The sequence below is a fragment of the Nocardia sp. NPDC003269 genome (genome assembly GCF_042888005.1).
Lineage (GTDB): Bacteria > Actinomycetota > Actinomycetes > Mycobacteriales > Mycobacteriaceae > Nocardia.
This window is the reverse complement of sequence record NZ_JBIAPA010000001.1, coordinates 1,842,618-1,859,179: the sequence shown is the minus strand read 5'-3', so window position 1 is coordinate 1,859,179 and position 16,562 is coordinate 1,842,618. Positions and strand designations below refer to the sequence as shown.

At 70.4% G+C, this 16,562-nt stretch carries 19 protein-coding genes; 3 read left to right on the top strand and 16 right to left on the bottom strand.

The annotated features are described in order from the left end of the window. Positions 1-51: 51 nt before the first annotated feature. From ACFYWJ_RS08695 to hemL, 3 genes are all read right to left on the bottom strand, one after another. A complete protein-coding gene (locus ACFYWJ_RS08695) occupies positions 52-693 on the bottom strand; it encodes a TlpA disulfide reductase family protein (RefSeq protein WP_355273946.1) in 642 nt (213 codons plus the stop codon). After that, positions 690-1,316, bottom strand: a complete 627-nt coding sequence (locus ACFYWJ_RS08690) for a histidine phosphatase family protein (protein ID WP_355274646.1) — start codon at positions 1,314-1,316, stop codon at positions 690-692. The genes ACFYWJ_RS08695 and ACFYWJ_RS08690 overlap by 4 nt, the downstream gene beginning before the upstream one ends. A 107-nt stretch (positions 1,317-1,423) precedes the next feature. Further along, positions 1,424-2,722 (bottom strand): glutamate-1-semialdehyde 2,1-aminomutase, encoded by a 1,299-nt coding sequence (gene hemL, locus ACFYWJ_RS08685; RefSeq protein WP_387161437.1) that lies wholly within the window; start codon positions 2,720-2,722, stop codon positions 1,424-1,426. 253 nt (positions 2,723-2,975) lie between these two features. Here hemL and ACFYWJ_RS08680 point away from each other — a divergent pair, with 253 nt between their 5' ends. Then, positions 2,976-3,362: a hypothetical protein gene (locus ACFYWJ_RS08680; protein WP_355273952.1), complete on the top strand. Its 387-nt coding sequence runs from the start codon at positions 2,976-2,978 to the stop codon at positions 3,360-3,362. Here ACFYWJ_RS08680 and ACFYWJ_RS08675 read toward each other — a convergent pair. The 6 genes from ACFYWJ_RS08675 to ACFYWJ_RS08650 all read right to left on the bottom strand — a co-directional run bounded on the left by ACFYWJ_RS08675 (position 3,359) and on the right by ACFYWJ_RS08650 (position 7,356). Next, on the bottom strand, positions 3,359-3,580 hold the full coding sequence (locus ACFYWJ_RS08675) for a hypothetical protein (RefSeq protein WP_355273954.1): 222 nt from the start codon (positions 3,578-3,580) through the stop codon (positions 3,359-3,361). The two genes, ACFYWJ_RS08680 and ACFYWJ_RS08675, sit on opposite strands and share 4 nt — an antisense overlap. 83 nt (positions 3,581-3,663) lie before the next feature. After that, complete coding sequence (locus tag ACFYWJ_RS08670; RefSeq protein ID WP_355273957.1) at positions 3,664-3,933, bottom strand: hypothetical protein; 270 nt, start codon at positions 3,931-3,933, stop codon at positions 3,664-3,666. Beyond that, on the bottom strand, positions 3,930-4,370 hold the full coding sequence (locus ACFYWJ_RS08665) for a hypothetical protein (protein WP_355273960.1): 441 nt from the start codon (positions 4,368-4,370) through the stop codon (positions 3,930-3,932). The genes ACFYWJ_RS08670 and ACFYWJ_RS08665 overlap by 4 nt, the downstream gene beginning before the upstream one ends. A 278-nt stretch (positions 4,371-4,648) precedes the next feature. Further along, positions 4,649-5,161: a hypothetical protein gene (locus tag ACFYWJ_RS08660; RefSeq protein WP_355273963.1), complete on the bottom strand. Its 513-nt coding sequence runs from the start codon at positions 5,159-5,161 to the stop codon at positions 4,649-4,651. Beyond that, the gene (hemB, locus tag ACFYWJ_RS08655; protein ID WP_355273966.1) at positions 5,158-6,135 is read right to left on the bottom strand and encodes a porphobilinogen synthase; all 978 of its coding nucleotides are present in this window, start codon (positions 6,133-6,135) and stop codon (positions 5,158-5,160) included. The genes ACFYWJ_RS08660 and hemB overlap by 4 nt, the downstream gene beginning before the upstream one ends. A gap of 42 nt (positions 6,136-6,177) precedes the next feature. Further along, positions 6,178-7,356 (bottom strand): serine hydrolase domain-containing protein, encoded by a 1,179-nt coding sequence (locus ACFYWJ_RS08650; protein WP_355273969.1) that lies wholly within the window; start codon positions 7,354-7,356, stop codon positions 6,178-6,180. 222 nt (positions 7,357-7,578) lie between these two features. On the opposite strand from ACFYWJ_RS08650, the gene ACFYWJ_RS08645 reads away from it, so the two are divergent. Next, positions 7,579-7,863 (top strand): hypothetical protein, encoded by a 285-nt coding sequence (locus ACFYWJ_RS08645; RefSeq protein WP_355273972.1) that lies wholly within the window; start codon positions 7,579-7,581, stop codon positions 7,861-7,863. A gap of 56 nt (positions 7,864-7,919) precedes the next feature. On the opposite strand, the gene ACFYWJ_RS08640 is transcribed toward ACFYWJ_RS08645, so the two are convergent. The 5 genes from ACFYWJ_RS08640 to ACFYWJ_RS08620 form a co-directional block, all read right to left on the bottom strand. Beyond that, positions 7,920-9,491, bottom strand: a complete 1,572-nt coding sequence (locus ACFYWJ_RS08640; protein ID WP_355273975.1) for a bifunctional uroporphyrinogen-III C-methyltransferase/uroporphyrinogen-III synthase — start codon at positions 9,489-9,491, stop codon at positions 7,920-7,922. Continuing rightward, positions 9,488-10,558 (bottom strand): hydroxymethylbilane synthase, encoded by a 1,071-nt coding sequence (gene hemC, locus ACFYWJ_RS08635; RefSeq protein WP_355273976.1) that lies wholly within the window; start codon positions 10,556-10,558, stop codon positions 9,488-9,490. The genes ACFYWJ_RS08640 and hemC overlap by 4 nt, the downstream gene beginning before the upstream one ends. After that, positions 10,555-11,952 carry a glutamyl-tRNA reductase gene (locus ACFYWJ_RS08630; RefSeq protein ID WP_355273979.1) on the bottom strand — a complete coding sequence of 466 codons (1,398 nt, stop codon included), beginning with the start codon at positions 11,950-11,952 and terminating at the stop codon, positions 10,555-10,557. Before ACFYWJ_RS08630 ends, hemC begins: the two co-directional genes overlap by 4 nt. After that, positions 11,949-12,818, bottom strand: coding sequence for a redox-sensing transcriptional repressor Rex (locus tag ACFYWJ_RS08625; RefSeq protein ID WP_355273982.1), 870 nt, complete (start codon positions 12,816-12,818; stop codon positions 11,949-11,951). The genes ACFYWJ_RS08630 and ACFYWJ_RS08625 overlap by 4 nt, the downstream gene beginning before the upstream one ends. A 206-nt stretch (positions 12,819-13,024) precedes the next feature. Continuing rightward, the gene (locus ACFYWJ_RS08620; protein ID WP_355273984.1) at positions 13,025-13,306 is read right to left on the bottom strand and encodes a glutaredoxin family protein; all 282 of its coding nucleotides are present in this window, start codon (positions 13,304-13,306) and stop codon (positions 13,025-13,027) included. A gap of 184 nt (positions 13,307-13,490) precedes the next feature. Between ACFYWJ_RS08620 and ACFYWJ_RS08615 the strand changes: the two genes are divergently transcribed. Then, positions 13,491-14,420, top strand: coding sequence for an HAD-IB family hydrolase (locus ACFYWJ_RS08615; protein ID WP_355274648.1), 930 nt, complete (start codon positions 13,491-13,493; stop codon positions 14,418-14,420). Positions 14,421-14,426: 6 nt separating this feature from the next. Here ACFYWJ_RS08615 and ACFYWJ_RS08610 read toward each other — a convergent pair whose 3' ends face one another. Continuing rightward, positions 14,427-15,443 carry a lysophospholipid acyltransferase family protein gene (locus ACFYWJ_RS08610; RefSeq protein ID WP_387161207.1) on the bottom strand — a complete coding sequence of 339 codons (1,017 nt, stop codon included), beginning with the start codon at positions 15,441-15,443 and terminating at the stop codon, positions 14,427-14,429. After that, positions 15,440-16,474, bottom strand: a complete 1,035-nt coding sequence (locus tag ACFYWJ_RS08605; RefSeq protein ID WP_355273990.1) for an NAD-dependent epimerase/dehydratase family protein — start codon at positions 16,472-16,474, stop codon at positions 15,440-15,442. Before ACFYWJ_RS08605 ends, ACFYWJ_RS08610 begins: the two co-directional genes overlap by 4 nt. Positions 16,475-16,562: the final 88 nt, after the last annotated feature.

Sequence of the window (16,562 nt, the reverse complement as noted above, 5' to 3'; positions counted from 1 at the left end):
GCGCGCCCTGACGGGGGCGACACGCGGTCAGATTTCCGGGACGACGACGGCTCACTGCTTCTCCTCGGCGGCGATGCGCTCGACCACGGGCTGCAGATCTTCTGCCAATAGCGAGCGAAGGAAGACCGCGGCGACCCGGTGTTGACGATCCAGGATCAACGTGGTCGGAATGACACTGGTGGGAAAGTTTCCGCCGAGAGCGAGCAAGGTTCGCATCGACGGGTCGTAGATGGACGGGTATTCGATCTTGTTGTCCACTACGAAGTCCTGGGCTTTGTCCCGCTGATGGTCGCGGACGTTGATTCCCAGAAACGCGACGCCCTTGTCCTTGGTCGCCGCGTAGACCTTTTCGAGTGCGGGTGATTCGGCGCGGCACGGGCCACACCACTGTCCCCACAGATTCACGACCACGATCTGGTTCGGGAAATCGTCGACCGAGACGGTCTTTCCCTCGTTCATCAGATCGGGCCCCGAGAGCTTGCCGATCGTCCCGCGCGTGGCGGGCGGGTCGTAATAGATATCGGTTCTACCACCGGGCGACACGAATTCGAAGGTGCCGCCGCCGGTTGCCACCGCATCGGTACCTGTCGAGCAGCCGGCCGCCGCGACGATCACGAACAGCGCGGACAGGACGGCAGTGATCGCCCGCAGCCGATAGCTGCGGGCGGGGCCCGACGCGGTGGAGCGTGTCATGCGCCGTGAACCGAAGGGTCGGAGGCGCCCGCTGGTTCGGAGTACACGATGTCCACCAGGGTATCCCCGTGGTAGACCAGCGAGGTCAGCGAGGCGAGCGAGCACTGCCGGTTGCGCGGGTCGTGCCAGAGCCGCTGGCCCTGCAGGAACCGGCGCAGCGTCCACACGGGCAGCTGATGCGAGACCAGCACGACCTCGTGCCCCGCGCCCTCGACCCGCGCCTTGTTGACCGCGGCCAGCATGCGGTGCGCGATCTGCAGGTACGGCTCGCCCCAGGACGGGGTGAACGGGTCGCGCAGCTTCCACCAGTGCCGGGGCTTGCGCAGCGCGCCGTCACCGACGGACACGCGCAGGCCCTCGAAGGTGTTGCCCGCTTCGATCAGGTTCTCGTCGGTGCGCACGATGACGTCGTGGGCGGCGGCGATCGGGGCCGCGGTCTCCTGGGCGCGCTGCAGCGGGGAGGCGATCACCAGGGAGACGTCGTGGTCGGCCAGCGAGCGCGCGACGGCGGCGGCCTGCGATCGGCCGGTCACCGAGAGGCTGAAGCCGGGCAGGCGCCCGTAGAGGATGCCGTTGGGATTGTGCACCTCGCCGTGGCGCAGCACGTGCACGATGGTTTCCACGGTCGCGGGGTCGTCGTCGAGGGCGGGCGGCGCGGCGGCGGGCGTGGGATGCGGCGCCTCGTCACCGTCGACCTGGGTGGCGAATTCTGCGTCGGGCTGGTCGGAGCTCACGCTAGGGATCCTTCGGGGGTTGCGGCCGCGGCCGCGAGGGCGGCGGCGGGCAGAGCGGCGGCGATACGGTCGAACGCGTCCTCGTCGAGCGCCGCGGAGACGAACCAGGCCTCGAACGCGCTCGGCGGCGCGTACACGCCCGCGTCGAGCAGGGCGTGGAAGAAGGCTGGGTAACGCCAGGTCTGGCTCGCCTTGGCGGCGGCGTAATCGGTCACCGGGCGGTCGGCGAAGAACACGCTCACCATATTGCCTGCGAACTGCACTTGATGCTCGACCCCGGCCTCTGTCAGGGCTTTCGCGAACAGACCACCGAGCCGATCGGCGTTGCGGTCGAGGGCCGCGTACACCTCGGCGTCGGCGGCGCGCAGCGTCGCCAGCCCGGCCGCGACGGCGACGGGGTTACCGGAGAGCGTGCCGGCCTGATAGACCGGGCCGAGCGGGGCGAGGTTGTTCATGATCTCGGCGCGACCGCCGAACGCGGCGGCGGGCAGGCCACCGCTCATCACCTTGCCGAAGGTGTAGAGATCACCGGCGACGCCCTCGCGGCCGTACCAGCCCGACGCGCTGACCCGGAAGCCGGTCATGACCTCGTCCATGATCAGCAGCGCGCCGTTGTCGTGCGCCAGCGTGCGCAGGCCCTCGTTGAAGCCGGGCAGCGGCGCGACCGCGCCCATGTTGCCCGCGGCCGCCTCGGTGATGACGCACGCGATCTGGCCGGGGTTGGCCTCGAACGCGGCCGCGACGGCGGCGAGGTCGTTGTAGGGCAGCACGATGGTGTCGGCGGCCTGGGCACCGGTGACGCCGGGCGAGGTCGGCAGGCCGAGGGTCGCGACGCCCGAGCCCGCGTCGGCCAGCAGCGCGTCGACGTGACCGTGGTAGCAGCCGGAGAACTTGACGATCTTGGACCGGCCGGTGAAGCCGCGGGCCAGCCGCACCGCGCTCATGGTGGCCTCGGTGCCGGAGTTGACCAGCCGGACCCGCTCGACCGGCTCGACCCGGGCCGCGATGGCCTCGGCCAGCTCGATCTCCGCCTCGGTGGGCGCGCCGAACGACAGCCCGCCGGTGGCCGCCCGCTGCACCGCTTCGACGACGGCGGGGTGCGCGTGGCCCAGGATCATCGGACCCCAGGAGCAGACCAGATCGACGTAGTCCCGGCCGTCGGCGTCGGTCAGCGTGTAGCCGTTCGCCGAGGCGATGAACCGCGGCGTTCCGCCGACCGAATTGAACGCACGGACCGGGGAATTGACACCACCCGGGATCACCGAAGCGGCCCGCTCGAAGAGCCGAGCGGACATCGGAACCTGCGACGGACTGGCCTCGGCCGCGCGCGGAGAAGAACTCACGGATTCCAGTCTCTCAGCTCGCCTCGGCGCGCCGGACGACAGGGTGGAGCACAGTGACCCAGACCGCAGCGACCCACCGGCGACACGCCCGACACGCCGCCCCCAGGCGCGGATGATTTCGATCCGGGTGCGCTGGCCTGCGGCTACGCTGCGGGCTGCTCAGGCACTGAGCGGTAGACATCAGCTATCAGCGGAAGGGTATTTCATGCGTTTCGGCGTCACCAGCACTGCCCTCGGCGTGGGTTTCGCCGCGGCCGGAGTGGTCTTCGGCGCGGGCTCGGCCACCGCCTTCGCACCGCAGGTCCAGTCGGACCGGATCGGCGCCCAGCTGAGCCACGAGGAGACCGTCGCGCTCGGCGCCGGTCCGATCCCGGCGCTCACCGCGATGTTCGTCCCCGCCAACCGGATCGGCGCGGGGCTGCACGGGGACACGAACCTGCACCGCGACGCCGACGGCGGCATCCGCGCCACCCTGCGTCAGGTGGTGACGGAGGCGGCGAGCCATCCCGACGGCACCGTCACCGTGTTCCTGAACGCGCCGGGCACGCGCGGCGGCCGCGTCGTCGACGTCTACCAGCAGTGGGCCGGCTAGGTGTACATGCAGGGGACCTCGGCCGAGATCGTGTGCAGCTGGCACATGATGCCGTTGTAGATACCGCTCGAGCCGGTCTCCGGGGCGAAGCCACCGGCGGCCGGCTCGGCGATCATGGGGGTCAGGGGCAGGCCTGCGGCCTGGGCGGGTGCCGCAGCCAGGGCGATCGCCGCCGTGGCCGCGGCCGCGGTACAAAATCCTGCGATGAGCTTGGTCATCGGTGGTCCTCCGTGGTGCCCGCCGAGGCGGGCGGTCGAGATGTGTCCCGAATCCCAACGCGCGCATTGGGATTCGGCTGCACTCAGGACATCGGTTCGGCGGACCGCAGTGCTACAGATCCGGTCACGACCCGGGCGACGGCGTCGATCGCCAGCACCCCGGCGACGATGACCAGCGCCGTCGCGAGCAGCAGCAGGGGCGGCACGTAGCGAACGGCCTCGAATCCCGGGTGCTCGTCGGAGGTGACGAAGCCGGTGACCCGCCGCGCGTGGCTCCAGCTGTAGACCGCACCGGCCAGGCAGATCACGGCGAGGCCCAGTTCGCACAGCGCCGTGGCGATCCAGCGTCTCATCCCTGCGATCCTGCCAGGGCCGAGCCGAGTGCGGCGCGCAGCCCGGCGTGGTCGATCGCCCATGCCTGCACGATCCGGCCGTCGACCAGGCGCAATCCGATGCCGCGACGGCGCCGCGGCACGCCGCTGAGGGCGCCGAGCGCGCGGCCGTCGGCGGCGTCGTCGTCATCGGTGGGCAGCACGGCGGCGATCTCGGTCAGCGCCATCGACTCGACGCCCTGATGCAAGGTGGTGCCGGTCAGTTCGACCCGGGCGTGGGTGCGGCCCGCGATCACCTGCAGCACCGTGAAACCACCGATGGCGACGGCGCAGAAACCGAGGGCGAACCCGTGCAGGGTGCTGCCCGCGAGCCATTCCACCAGCAGGATCACCGCGCACAGCAGCGGGCCGTAGGCGACCGCGCGCCACCGCGCGCCGGGCTCGGAGAACAACACCATGGGAGGACCGCGGCGCCTGGGCGCCCGAGGATCAGCCGACCAGGCTCGGCAACAGGATCAGGGCGATGGTGACGACGGCCAGCAGGACCATCAAGCCGATGACCAACAGGTCGCGCCGCAGGCGGTGCTGCTGCTCGATCACCACGCGCATCATTGCCTCCGAATCCCCCGGTTCTGCCACCGGTCACATCACCGGGATTACCCCAAATCCCTGTGATCATGCTCACCATACACTGTGGCGTGTCAGTGACCAAAGACGTCGGTGTTCAACCTCGCGTTCACCGACGGTTCAGCTGGAAGTACTTCGTCGATTCCGGCCGGTAACTCAGGTACGCGGCGCCGACCGCAAGCACGCCCTGCACGATGGCGGTGCCACCGGCGATCATCGTGGCCACCGAGGTGTCGCCGGAGAAGGCGAACATCGTGGCCACCGCGCCCATCCCCAGCCAGACCGCGACAACGGTGAGCACCGTGCGCGCCCAGGACTTGCCCTTGCCGAGCTGCTGCGCGATCAGCACGGTGACCCCGGCGAGCACGAGCCCGACGACCGCGGTCAGCCCGAAGGCGAGCAGCACCATCACATCGACCGTGGACGCGGGGAAATTCGGGTCGCTCTTGTGCATCTCGTCGAGGAACTGCTTGCTCAGCTCGTCGCGCTGCCCGGTCATGGTGGCGATGCCTGCGCCGGTGTAGACGACCCCGAGCCCGGACACGGCCCACCACAGCTGACGTGCGGTGCCGACATCCTCGGGCATCGGGCGGGATTCGGGTTTCTGCGGTGGAACGATCACGACAGCCAGTGTGCAGCCTCGGTCGCCCAATAGGTGAGCACGATGTCGGCGCCCGCCCGGCGGATGCCGATCAGCGACTCCAGGACCGAGGCCCTGCGGTCGATCCAGCCGCGCTCGGCGGCGGCGGTGATCATCGCGTACTCGCCGGAGATCTGGTACGCGGCGACCGGGACCGTGGAGCGGTCGGCCACGTCGCGCAGGATGTCGAGGTAGGACATCGCGGGCTTGACCATCACGATGTCGGCGCCCTCGGCGAGGTCGAGATCGAGTTCGCGCAGGGATTCGCGACGGTTGGCCGGGTCCTGCTGGTAGGTGCGGCGATCGCCTTCCAGCGACGAGCCGACGGCCTCGCGGAACGGGCCGTAGAAGGCGGAGGCGTACTTGGCCGCGTAGGCGAGGATGGCGGTGTCGGTGCGCCCGACCGCGTCCAGGCCGCGCCGGATCGCGCCGACCTGGCCGTCCATCATGCCGCTGGTGCCGAGCAGGTCCGCGCCCGACTCGGCCTGGGCCAGCGCCATCTCGACATAGCGATGCAGGGTGGCGTCGTTGTCCACCGCGCCGTCGGCGCCGATCACACCGCAGTGGCCGTGATCGGTGAACTCGTCCAGGCAGGTGTCGGCCATGACGACGGTCGCGTCGCCGACCTCCTCGGCCAGCGCGCGCAGCCCCCGGTTGAGGATGCCGTTCGGGTCGCTGGCCTGGCTGCCGGTGGCGTCCTTGTCCTCGGGCAGCGGGACGCCGAACAGCATCAGGCCGCCGACCCCGGCGGTCACCGCTTCGACCGACGCCTTGCGCAGCGAGTCCAGCGAGTGCTGATACACGCCGGGCATCGAGCTGATCTCGCGCGGTTCGTCGATGCCGTCGGCGACGAACATCGGCAGCACCAGCTGACGCGGCTCCAGCGTGGTCTCGGCGACGAGCCGACGCAATGCGGGTGTCCTGCGCAACCGCCGCGGGCGGTCGAAAGCGGTCATAGACCGGAGAATACGCCTGCGCGCGGAGCCTCGCGTCGGCGCCTACGCGGGGTCGTCCGCGCGGGCCACCTCGCCCAAGATCGACTCGAACGTGGCAAACACCGGGAGCGGTCCGGCCGAGTTCCAGGTCTGGTTGGTGAGCAGGATTCCGGTCACCGCGCCATCGTTGGACCAGGTGGAGCCGAGGCCGCCGGACCAGCCGTAGGAGCCGGCGCGCGGGCCGTCCGGCAGGTCGCTGAGCTGGACACCGACGCCGTAGCCCCAGCCCGCGCTGCCGTCCGGGTTCGGCCCGCCGCGCGCGAGCTGTTCGGCGGTGAGGTGGTCGCGCGTCATCGTCGCCACCGCCGCTTCCGACAGGATCCGCTCGCCGTCCAGGACGCCGCCGTCGCGCAACATCCGGGCGAACCGGTGATAGTCGGCGAGGGTGGAGACGAGTCCGTCGCCACCGCCCTCGAACGCGGGTGGCATGCTCCACTGTCCGTCGACCGGGTCGAAGACGACGCGCGTGTCATCGCGGTCGGCGTAGTGCGGACCGAAGCGGTCGAGCTTGTCGGCGGGGACGGCGAAACCCGTGTCGTCCATGCCGAGCGGACGCAGCACCCGCTCGGCCAGGAACTCCGAGAACGGCGTGCCCGCGGCCCTGGCGACCAGGAATCCGAGGATCGGCGCGCCGACGTGATAGAGCCAGCGCTCCCCCGGCTGATATTGCAGCGGCAGCGTGCCGAGCCTGGCCAGCCAGACATCGGGCGAGGGCAGCCGGGCCGGGGTGGGCGGACCCCAGCCGAGACCGAGTTCGCTCCAGGCCGCGTCCAGCGGCTTGGGCGTGAAGTCGGCGAAGTCCATCCCCCAGCCGAGCCGGAAGGTGAGCAGGTCGTCGACGGTGATCGGGCGCCGGGCCGCGACGGTGTCGGTGATCTCGGCGGCCGGATGCGTCAGTACGCGACGGTCGGCGAGTTCGGGCAGCAGCCGGTCGACGGGTTCGGCCGGGTCGAGCACGCCGTCCTCGATCAGGATCGCGGCGGCCACGGCGGTGAGCGGCTTCGTCATCGAGGAGATGCGGAAGATCGTGTCGGTGCGCACGGGCGCCGCGCGCGACTCGTCGAGATGGCCCGCCGTTCCGGTGCGCACCTCGTCGCCGACCGCGACCAGCCAGGCCAGGCCGAGCAGCTCCCCCGCCTCTACGTGCGTGCCGAGCCGTGCGCCGACCCCGTCCACCGTCATCGTGTCTCCTCCCGTGACATCGGTGCCCACTAGACCACACGGGTCCGACACCCGCCCGGCGGCAGGCCGTCGCGAACCTGTGGATAACATCGAATCCCACTGGAGCTCAATGGCTTCCGCGAGAGATCGGCGAAACTTGTCGGACCCCCTCGCTACAATCGAAAGCGTGTTCGAGGGTTCCCGACGATCGGGGGCGGGACCCATTCGCGACGGGAGGACGCCATGAACGCCATTGCCGCAACGTCGAAGTCCGGTTTCATCACCGCACCGTATGTGCCGCTGGAGAAGAAGCGGCTGCCCGCGGGCAGGCCGCGGCGCTGGTATGTCACGCACAACCGCAGGCTCAAGGCCATGCGGTTGACGATCGCGCTGCTCGATTCCGGTGTGTACCTGCCGAATCAGGCGACCAACGAGACGATCCGCCGCACCGCCGACCAGATCGAGCTGCGCCCGCCGTCGGATGCCACCTGCCGGCTGGTCCGCACGCTGCTGCGCTACAGCCGATGATTCCGATACGCCGAAGGCCCGCCACGGTGGGCGGGCCTTCGGGCGGTCTCGGCAGGCTAGCGGCTGCTGCTGCGGCGGCTCTTCTTCCGCGGCGGCGGCAGCAGGCCCTCCGCGCGCAGGCGCGAGGCGTGCTCGGCCAGCGCCTCCACCAGCGGACCCACCTGCGCGGTCTCGGGCTGCACGTCCACGCGCAGGCCGAATTCGATCGCGGTCTCGGCCGTCTTCGGGCCGATACAGGCGACGATGGTGCGCGCGTGCGGCTTGCCCGCGATGCCGACCAGGTTGCGGACCGTGGAGGACGAGGTGAACAGGACCGCGTCGAAACCGCCGGTCTTGATCATCTCGCGGGTCTCCGCCGGCGGCGGCGACGCGCGCACGGTGCGGTAGGCGGTGACGTCGTCGATCTCCCAGCCGCGCTCACGCAGGCCCTCGGCCAGGGTCTCGGTGGCGATGTCGGCGCGCGGCAGCAGCACCCGGTTGACCGGGTCGAACACGTCGTCGTAGGGCGGGAAGTCGGCCAGCAGGCCCTCGGAGGACTGCTCGCCGCTCGGCACCAGTTCGGGGTTGATGCCGAAGGAGCGCACCTTCTCCGCGGTGGCCTCGCCGACACAGGCGATCTTCACGCCGGAGAACGCCCGCGCGTCCAGGCCGAACTCGGCGAACTTCTCCCACACCGCGCGCACCGCGTTCGTGGAGGTGAACACCACCCACTGGTAGCGGCCGTCGACCAGGCCCTTCACCGCGCGCTCCATCTGCGCGGGGCTGCGCGGCGGCTCGACCGCGATGGTCGGCACCTCCATCGGGATGGCGCCGTGGGTCACCAGCCGCTCGCTCATCTCGCCGGCCTGGTCCTTGGTGCGCGGCACCAGCACGGTCCAGCCGTAGAGCGCCCGCGACTCCCACCACGACATCTTCGAACGCTTGTCGACTTCCTTGCCCACGGTGACGACCAGCGGGCCGACCAGTTCGGAGGCGGCGTTGTTCAGCGTGGCCAGGGTGGCCTCGATGGTGCGCTGCTGCCGGGTGGTGCCACGCACCGTCACCGCGACCGGGGTCTGCGGGGCCAGCCCGTGCTCGACCAGCGCGCTCGCGGTCTCGGCCAGGTGGCCGGAGGTGGCGCTGAGCACCAGCGGACCGGGGGCGGCGGCCAGCGCCGCCCAGTCGACCTCGCCGCGCACATCGGCCTCGGTGTGCCCGGAACCGAGGGCGATGCCCGCGTAGCTGGGCACCGCGGAGCCGTTGGGCAGGCCCGGCAGCACCTCGAACACCATGTGCGAGCGGGTGACGGCGTTGACCTCGTTGATCACCGAATCGGTGGTCAACGGATCACCGGCGACGACGCGCACCACATCGTGGCCGTTGCGGGCCTCGGCGATCAGCGTCTTGGCCACCTCGGCGGGCTCGCCGAGCGCGGGCCGCACGTCCACCGGACGCTCGCCGTCCTCGGCCGCCTCGACGCCGATGCCGATCAGCGCGAGCACGCCCTTGTCCACGTCGGGGTCGGTGAACGCCAGCGTCGCCCGCTCGAGCACCTCACGGGCGCGCACGGTCAGCAGGGCCGGGTCGCCGGGGCCGGATCCGACGAAAAGGATCCGCCCTGGTTGCTTCTTGGTGCCTCGGCTGCTCATCGGTTGTTCTCCATCGGGCTGGAATTGGTGAAGTCTGGGGCGGGAGTGTTCACCGCCTGTGTGGGGGAACCGACCTCCGGTTCCGGCTCGTCCGCGACGCTCAGCAGTGCGCGAGCGCCCAGATCCAGCAGTTCGCGCGCGAGCGTGCGGCCGAGCTCCTCGGCATCGGCGGGCGCGCCGACGATCGAGGCGCGCAGCACGTCGGAACCGTCGATCGCGGCGGCACAGGCCCGCAGCGACAGCTCCTCGAAGATCCGGCCGTCCTCGTCGATCGACTCGACGACCTCGGCGATCGCGCCGATCGGAGCGGTGCAGCCCGCCTCGAGCTCACCGAGCAGCGCGCGCTCGGCCACGACCGCGGCCCTGGTCGGCGCGTCGTCGAGGCCGGTGAGGATCTCGATCAGCTCCGGGTCGTCGCTGCGGCACTCCACCGCGAGCGCGCCCTGCGACGGCGCCGGCAGCATCTGCACCGGCTCGAGCGACTCGGTGATCGCGTCGGTCCGCTCGATCCGGGACAGGCCGGCGCGGGCGATCACGATGGCGTCGAGCTCGCCCTCGCTCACCTTGCGCAGCCGGGAGTCGATGTTGCCGCGCAGCGGGACGATGTCGAGACCGAGACCGAGCGCGCGCAGCTGGGCGGCGCGCCGCGGCGCGGAGGTGCCGACCCTGGCGCCCGCGGGCAGCTCGCCGAGGACCAGGCCGTCGCGAGCCACCAGCGCGTCGCGCGGGTCCTCGCGGGGCGGGATGGCGGCGATGGTGAAGCGGGGGTCCTGGGCGGTGGGCAGGTCCTTGTAGGAGTGCACCGCGATGTCGATGCCGCCCGCGGCGAGCTCGTCGCGCAGCGCCGAGGTGAACACGCCGACGCCGATCTTCTGCACCGGATCCGACGACAGGTCGCCCGGCGTCTTGATGACGACCAGCTCGGCGGGCTGACCCGCGGCGATCAGCGCGTCACGGATGGTGCCCGCCTGGGTCAGGGCGAGCAGGCTGCCGCGCGTGCCGATCCGCCACGGCGCACGAATGCTGCCTGCGGTCACGGTGTCCTCTTCCTGCACTGTCGTGGTCATGATGCGTCCTGCCCGTCGCCGAGGTGTCCTGCGGTGAAGTCGTCGGCCAGCGCGGACTCCGCCGCAGCGACCTCCATGGGAGCGGCAACCGCTTGCACCGCACCGGGTTTCAGTTCGAACAGCTCACGCAGCGCCTCGGCGTAGCTGTCGCCGCCCGGCGTGGAAGCCAGCTGCTTGACCCGCACCGTCGGCGCGTGCAGCAGCTTGTCCACGACGCGGCGCACGGTGCGCGCTACCTCGTCGCGGGCCGGGTCGGCCAGGTCGGGCAGCCGCGAATCCAGCCGCAGCAGTTCGGCTTCCACCACTTCGGCGGCCCGCTGCCGCAGCGCGGCCACCGTGGGGGTGACCTCCGCCATGCGTTGCCCGGCAAGGTATTTGGCGAGTTCGTCGGCGACGATCTGACGCGCGGCGGCGGTGTCGTCGGCCGCGGCGCCCGCGGCCGGATCGCGCTGCAGCGATTCGATGTCGATGACGGCGACGCCGGGCAGCCCGGCCACGGCGTGTTCCACGTCGCGCGGCAGGCCGAGGTCGCAGAAGACCAGCGGCCGGTCGGCGGCTTCGGTGTTGACCCGCCCGGCGAGCGCGCGGTGGGTGTCGGCCAGGGTGACGACCGCACCGACCGCGCCGGTACAGGTGATGACGACATCCGCGGCCGCCATCGCCTCGGTCAGCCGCGACATCTCCACCGCTTCGGCGTCGACGCCGTGCATGCTGCGGCCGGTCTCGGCCAGGCGCTGCGCGCGGTCGAGCGTGCGGTTGACGACCACGATCCGGCCGATCCCGGCCCGCGACAGATGCGCGACGGCCAGGCCGCCCATCGCGCCGGCGCCGAGCACCACCGCGGTGCGCCCGGCCAGCTCGCCGACGACGCCGCGCGCCCGGTCCAGCGCCACCGACACCACCGACGCGCCCGCCCGGTCGATGCCGGTCTCCGAGTGCACCCGCTTGCCGACCCGCAGCCCGTGCTGGGCCAGCTCGTGCAGGGTGCGCCCGACCGCCTGCTGCCCGTCGGCGCTGGCGTAGGCGCTGCGGATCTGGCTGAGTACCTGCTGCTCGCCGACGACCATCGAGTCCAGGCCGCTGGCGACCGCGAACAGGTGCTCGGCGGCGGCCTCGCTGTAGCGCACGTAGGCGTGCCGGGTGAGATCGCCGAGCGGCAGCCCGGAATGCTTGGTGAGCAGTTCGCTGACCTCGCCGAGCCCGCCGTGGAAGGCGTCGACCACGGCGTAGACCTCGACGCGGTTGCAGGTGGAGACGATCATCGCCTCGGACACGTGGCTGGAGGCGAGCAGCCGGTCGACCAGCTTCGGGCGGTCGGCCTCGCTGATCGCGACCTTCTCGAGCACCGAGACCGGCGCACTCCGATGAGAAATTCCGACGAGCAGGACGCTCATGGCGTGATCACCGATCCCTTGGTGCTTGGCTCCGTTGCCGAATGCGGGGTGGCCGAGTGCGGCGCGGTGCGTCGCGTCGGCCTGCCGCGCGCCGGTTCGACCGGCGCGGGGTGCGTGAGGGCGGGATGGTTCTGCGCCGGTACCCGGCGGGCGATCCGGCCGGATCCGGCCTGGGCCACCTCGGGCAGGGCGGGCGCGTCGTTGCGAGCGGCGTCGAAGGAGAGCATCTGCAGCTCCATCGCCAGGTCGACGCGGCGGACCTCCACGTGGGCGGGTGCGCGCAGTTCACACGGGGCGAAGCTCAGGATCGACGGGAGCCCGGCAGCGACGAGCCGGTCGCACACGTCCTGGGCGGCCTCGTCCGGCACGGCGAGGACCGCGATGGTCGGCGCGAGCGCCGGGATCTGCTCGGTGAGCTGGTCGACATCGCGCACGACGAGACCGGCGTACGCCTGGCCGATCACCGCGGAATCGTTGTCGAAGATCCCGACCACGGTGAAACCACGTACCCCGAAACCGCCGTAGCCGACCAGGGCGCGGCCCAGATTGCCCGCACCGATCAGCACCACCCGATGTCCCTGTGACAGACCGAGCACATCTTCGATCCTGGTGCGCAACTTGGCTACGTCATAGCCGACACCCCGCACACCGTTGGGTCCGAGGAAGGAAAGATCCTTGCGCAGCTTGGCCGAATTGACACCCGCCGCGACAGCCAGTTCCTCACTCGATACGATGGCTACACCCTCGTCGGCCAACCCGGCGAGAACCCGGAGATAGGTAGCAAGACGAGTCACCGTGGCCTGGGGGATATCCCTCTGAAGAGCCTTGCCGGAGACGCCACCTGGCGTCTCATGCTGCTCTGTCACGTCGTCGGCTCCTCGTGCCGGGCCTGATCGCGGTCCGGTTCCTGTCGTTCGTTCACCGGTGGGGGTCACTGCGTCGCGAGAGCGCGACCGGTGCCATGGGGGGCTGTACAAACCCGGTCACCGCCGCTGCTGAGCGCGGCGGTGCGGATTGCGTGCCACCACCGTAACCGCTTGTGCAGGCGTTCACAAAGTCGGTGAAATTGGCCTCATTTTCCGCCGCGACCAGCGAAACGGCTCAGGTCGGCCCGCAAACGTGGCTCGTCGACGTCGAAATAGCTGTGTTCACGGCCATCCAACAGGACCACGGGCAGCCGATCGCCGTATTCTGCGCGTAGTCCGGGGTCGTCGGCCGCGGCCTCGTCGACGTCGACGGTGTGCACCGGGAGACCGAAATCACCACAGATCGTCTCCAATTGCGCCAGTGCCGTGGTGCACAGGTAGCAACCGGCGCGCGTCAACAGGGTCACGGTGGGTGTGGGATTAGTCATGAGCCCTATTTAATCCTCGAGCCCGCCGCGGCTTGTCGGTGAATCCGGTTACTGTGGACATGGTTCGCGCGACTAGCGGAGGGTACTGGTGCCGGAACGTTCGAAGGTGGCTAGGGCCGGATTCGTCGCAGGGCGATTCGGGGAGTTCCCTGCGCGGTGGCAACCCAGCCGCCTGGGCCAGGAACTGCAGGAACAGTTCGCACGGCTGCCCCGCAGCCCGTTCGGGCCGAGCGAGGAGGAGCTGCGCGCCAACCTGGCCGGTGAGGCCAGCGCCGACGCCGCGCTCACCCTGCACGAGTCCGAACTCGCCGAACAGGGCGAGCCGACGGGCCGGGAGGTACCCCGCGATCTGACGGCGGCGGCGTTCTTCGACGTCGACAACACCCTGGTCCAGGGTGCCTCGATCGTGCACTTCGCCCGCGGGCTGGCCGCCCGCAAGTACTTCAAGACCTCCGATCTGGTCGACGTCGCCTGGAAGCAGGTGAAGTTCCGGGTCACCGGCAAGGAGAACTCCTCCGACATGGCCTCGGGCCGGGAGAAGGCGCTCAGCTTCATCGCGGGCCGCCCGACCGCGGAGCTCGCCGCGCTCGGCGAGGAGATCTACGACGAGATCATCGCCGACAAGATCTGGCCAGGCACCCGCGCGCTCGCCCAGATGCACCTGGACGCGGGCCAGCAGGTGTGGCTGGTCACCGCGACGCCGGTGGAGCTGGCCAATGTCATCGCCAAGCGGCTCGGGCTCACCGGCGCGCTGGGCACGGTGGCCGAGAGTGTCGACGGCAAGTTCACCGGCCGCCTGGTCGGTGACATCCTGCACGGCCTCGGCAAGGCGCACGCGGTGCGCACCCTGGCCATCCGCGAGGGCCTCAATCTCAAGCGCTGCACGGCCTACTCCGACAGCCACAACGATGTGCCGATGCTCTCGCTGGTCGGCACCGCGGTGGCGATCAACCCCGACTCCGACCTGCGTGAGGTCGCCAAGAACCGGGGCTGGGAGATCCGTGACTTCCGCACCGGCCGCAAGGCCGCCAAGATCGGCGTGCCCACCGCGCTCGCACTCGGCGCGGCGGGCGGTGCGGTCGCGGCGGCGGTCGCCCGCCACCGGGAGCGCTAGGCGCCGCTACCCCAGCACGGTGTTGCGGCGCTTGGCCAGCAGCTTGTAGAGGGTCTGCTGGATGGTCTCGCGGACCTGGTCGGTGACCTCGAACATCGTCATCGGGTCGTCGGCCTCTTCCGGCTCGTAGGCCGTGGTGGCGATCGGCTCACCGAATTCGATGTACCACTTCGAGGGCAGCGGCACGGCGCCCAGCGGGCCCAGGTGCGGGAACAGCGGGGTCACCGGGAAGTACGGCAGGCCGAGCAGGCGGGCCAGCGGCTTGATGTCGGCCAGCTTGGGGTAGATCTCCTCGGAGCCGACGATCGAGCACGGGATGATCGGCACTCCGGTGCGCACGGCCGCCGAGACGAACCCGCCGCGCCCGAAGCGCTGCAGCTTGTAGCGGTCGGCGTAGTTCTTGCCGACGCCCTTGAAGCCCTCGGGGAACACGCCCGCGATCTGGCCGGAGCGCAGCAACCGCTCGGCGTCGGGGTGGCAGGCCAGCGTGTGCCCGGCCTTGCGGGCCAGCGCGCCGAGCAGGGGCAGCTCGAAGATCAGGTCGGCGGCCAGCAGCCGCAGCGCGCGGTGGCTCGGATGCTTGTCGTGGATGGCCAGCTGCAGCATCAGCCCGTCGAGCGGGACGGTGCCCGCGTGATTGGCGACGATCAACGCGCCGCCGGTGGCCGGGATGTTCTCCAGGCCCGTGGCCTCGACCCGGAACCAGTAGTCCGACAGCGGCCGCAGCGCGGGCAGGATGACCGACTCGAGCAGATGCTCGTCGTAGCCGAACTCGTCGACCGAGTAGTCGCCGGTGAGCCGGCGACGCGCGAACTGCGCGGCGTTCTCGATCTGGCCCGCGACGGTGTCGCGGACGAGGTCGGACAGGGTCTTGGGTGGCCGGGTCGGCATCCCCGGCCTGCGTTCACTCAGCGAAGTGACCGGGGTGGCTTGCCTCGGCTGGTCTGGCCAGCGGCGCGCCTGCGGTCGTTGTCGGGCCTCGACATTCACGTCGAGACGAATGACTTTCGCTCCCTCGTTCATGTATGCGCTCCCGAACCGGCCCCGATGAGGCCGAGCAGTTTGGTTTCCGCGGCGTCGATCCATGCCGGATCGAAGACGGGCCGCAACGCTGCGCCCGCGATGAAGTCGTCGAATGCCTGGACCGTGGTCCAGCGGGGGGTGAAACCGAGTTCGGTCCGCATGCGGGTGGTATCCAGCCCGCAACCGAAGTAGAAGTAGTCGGGTTGTTCACCGCTGAATCCGCGCATGACCGGGCCCATCAGCGTGCGCCCGACAGTGCGGAAAACGAAGAACGGCACCGGCGCGACAATGCGGCCCGCCCTGCGGATGGCCTGGGACATGGCCAGCGCGCCGTCGCCCGCGATATTCACCGTGCCGCCGTGTGCCCGAAATGCCGCGTGCACCAGGACGGCGACAGCGTCTTCTTCATGCAGCAATTGCAGCCTGGCTTCGCGCCCGAGGACGGTCGGGGTGATCGGCGAGCGCAGATATTGCACTCCCCGATCGGCCAGCCGGGGACCCACGATCGGCGCGAAACGCAGAATCGAGGCGGAAATATCAGGCCTGCGTCGCGCCATTCCGCGCACCAGTGCCTCGATATCGATCATGTCGCGCGCAAACCAACCGGACGGTGGGGTACGCGCGCCCATTTCCTCGGTGAATTTCGCCGGGTCCTTGGCACTGCAGCCGTACACCGCCGAGGACGACCGGACGACAACGCGCCGCACCGACGGCGCCTTCTGACAGACCGCGAGCAACTGCATCGTGCCGAGGACGTTGAGATCCTTCATCACCGCGCGACCGCCACCGGCGGGCGGACGGGTGAGCACGGCCGCGTGGACGACGGTGTCGACGTCGTTGCCCTCGACGACCTTGCGGATCAGCGGATTCCTGATGTCGGCGCGCACGAACTCGGCGCTGCCCATGCGACGGCGGAGCTCCCGGCTGGGGGTCATCGTGTCGACCGCGATGACGCGCTCGACACCCGGTTCCGCGGCGAGCCGGGACGCGACATTGCCACCGAAGAAGCGGCTGGCTCCGGTCACCAGCACTACCTTCGGTACGTGTCGTTCCCGTGTATCGGAACTCGGTCCTGGCCCCACTCAAAGCCCCCTGCTTCTCATGTTTTCCCGCGTACCA

Coding starts and splice junctions, on each gene's coding strand:
- ACFYWJ_RS08675 (WP_355273954.1), bottom strand. CDS start 3,580: ATGACCAAGCTCATCGCAGGATTTTGTACCGCGGCCGCGGCCACGGCG.
- ACFYWJ_RS08630 (WP_355273979.1), bottom strand. CDS start 11,952: ATGAGCGTCCTGCTCGTCGGAATTTCTCATCGGAGTGCGCCGGTCTCG.
- hemC (WP_355273976.1), bottom strand. CDS start 10,558: ATGACCACGACAGTGCAGGAAGAGGACACCGTGACCGCAGGCAGCATT.
- ACFYWJ_RS08640 (WP_355273975.1), bottom strand. CDS start 9,491: ATGAGCAGCCGAGGCACCAAGAAGCAACCAGGGCGGATCCTTTTCGTC.
- ACFYWJ_RS08620 (WP_355273984.1), bottom strand. CDS start 13,306: ATGACTAATCCCACACCCACCGTGACCCTGTTGACGCGCGCCGGTTGC.
- ACFYWJ_RS08695 (WP_355273946.1), bottom strand. CDS start 693: ATGACACGCTCCACCGCGTCGGGCCCCGCCCGCAGCTATCGGCTGCGG.
- ACFYWJ_RS08665 (WP_355273960.1), bottom strand. CDS start 4,370: ATGGTGTTGTTCTCCGAGCCCGGCGCGCGGTGGCGCGCGGTCGCCTAC.
- hemL (WP_387161437.1), bottom strand. CDS start 2,722: ATGTCCGCTCGGCTCTTCGAGCGGGCCGCTTCGGTGATCCCGGGTGGT.
- ACFYWJ_RS08610 (WP_387161207.1), bottom strand. CDS start 15,443: ATGAACGAGGGAGCGAAAGTCATTCGTCTCGACGTGAATGTCGAGGCC.
- ACFYWJ_RS08645 (WP_355273972.1), top strand. CDS start 7,579: ATGAACGCCATTGCCGCAACGTCGAAGTCCGGTTTCATCACCGCACCG.
- ACFYWJ_RS08680 (WP_355273952.1), top strand. CDS start 2,976: ATGCGTTTCGGCGTCACCAGCACTGCCCTCGGCGTGGGTTTCGCCGCG.
- ACFYWJ_RS08650 (WP_355273969.1), bottom strand. CDS start 7,356: ATGACGGTGGACGGGGTCGGCGCACGGCTCGGCACGCACGTAGAGGCG.
- ACFYWJ_RS08670 (WP_355273957.1), bottom strand. CDS start 3,933: ATGAGACGCTGGATCGCCACGGCGCTGTGCGAACTGGGCCTCGCCGTG.
- hemB (WP_355273966.1), bottom strand. CDS start 6,135: ATGACCGCTTTCGACCGCCCGCGGCGGTTGCGCAGGACACCCGCATTG.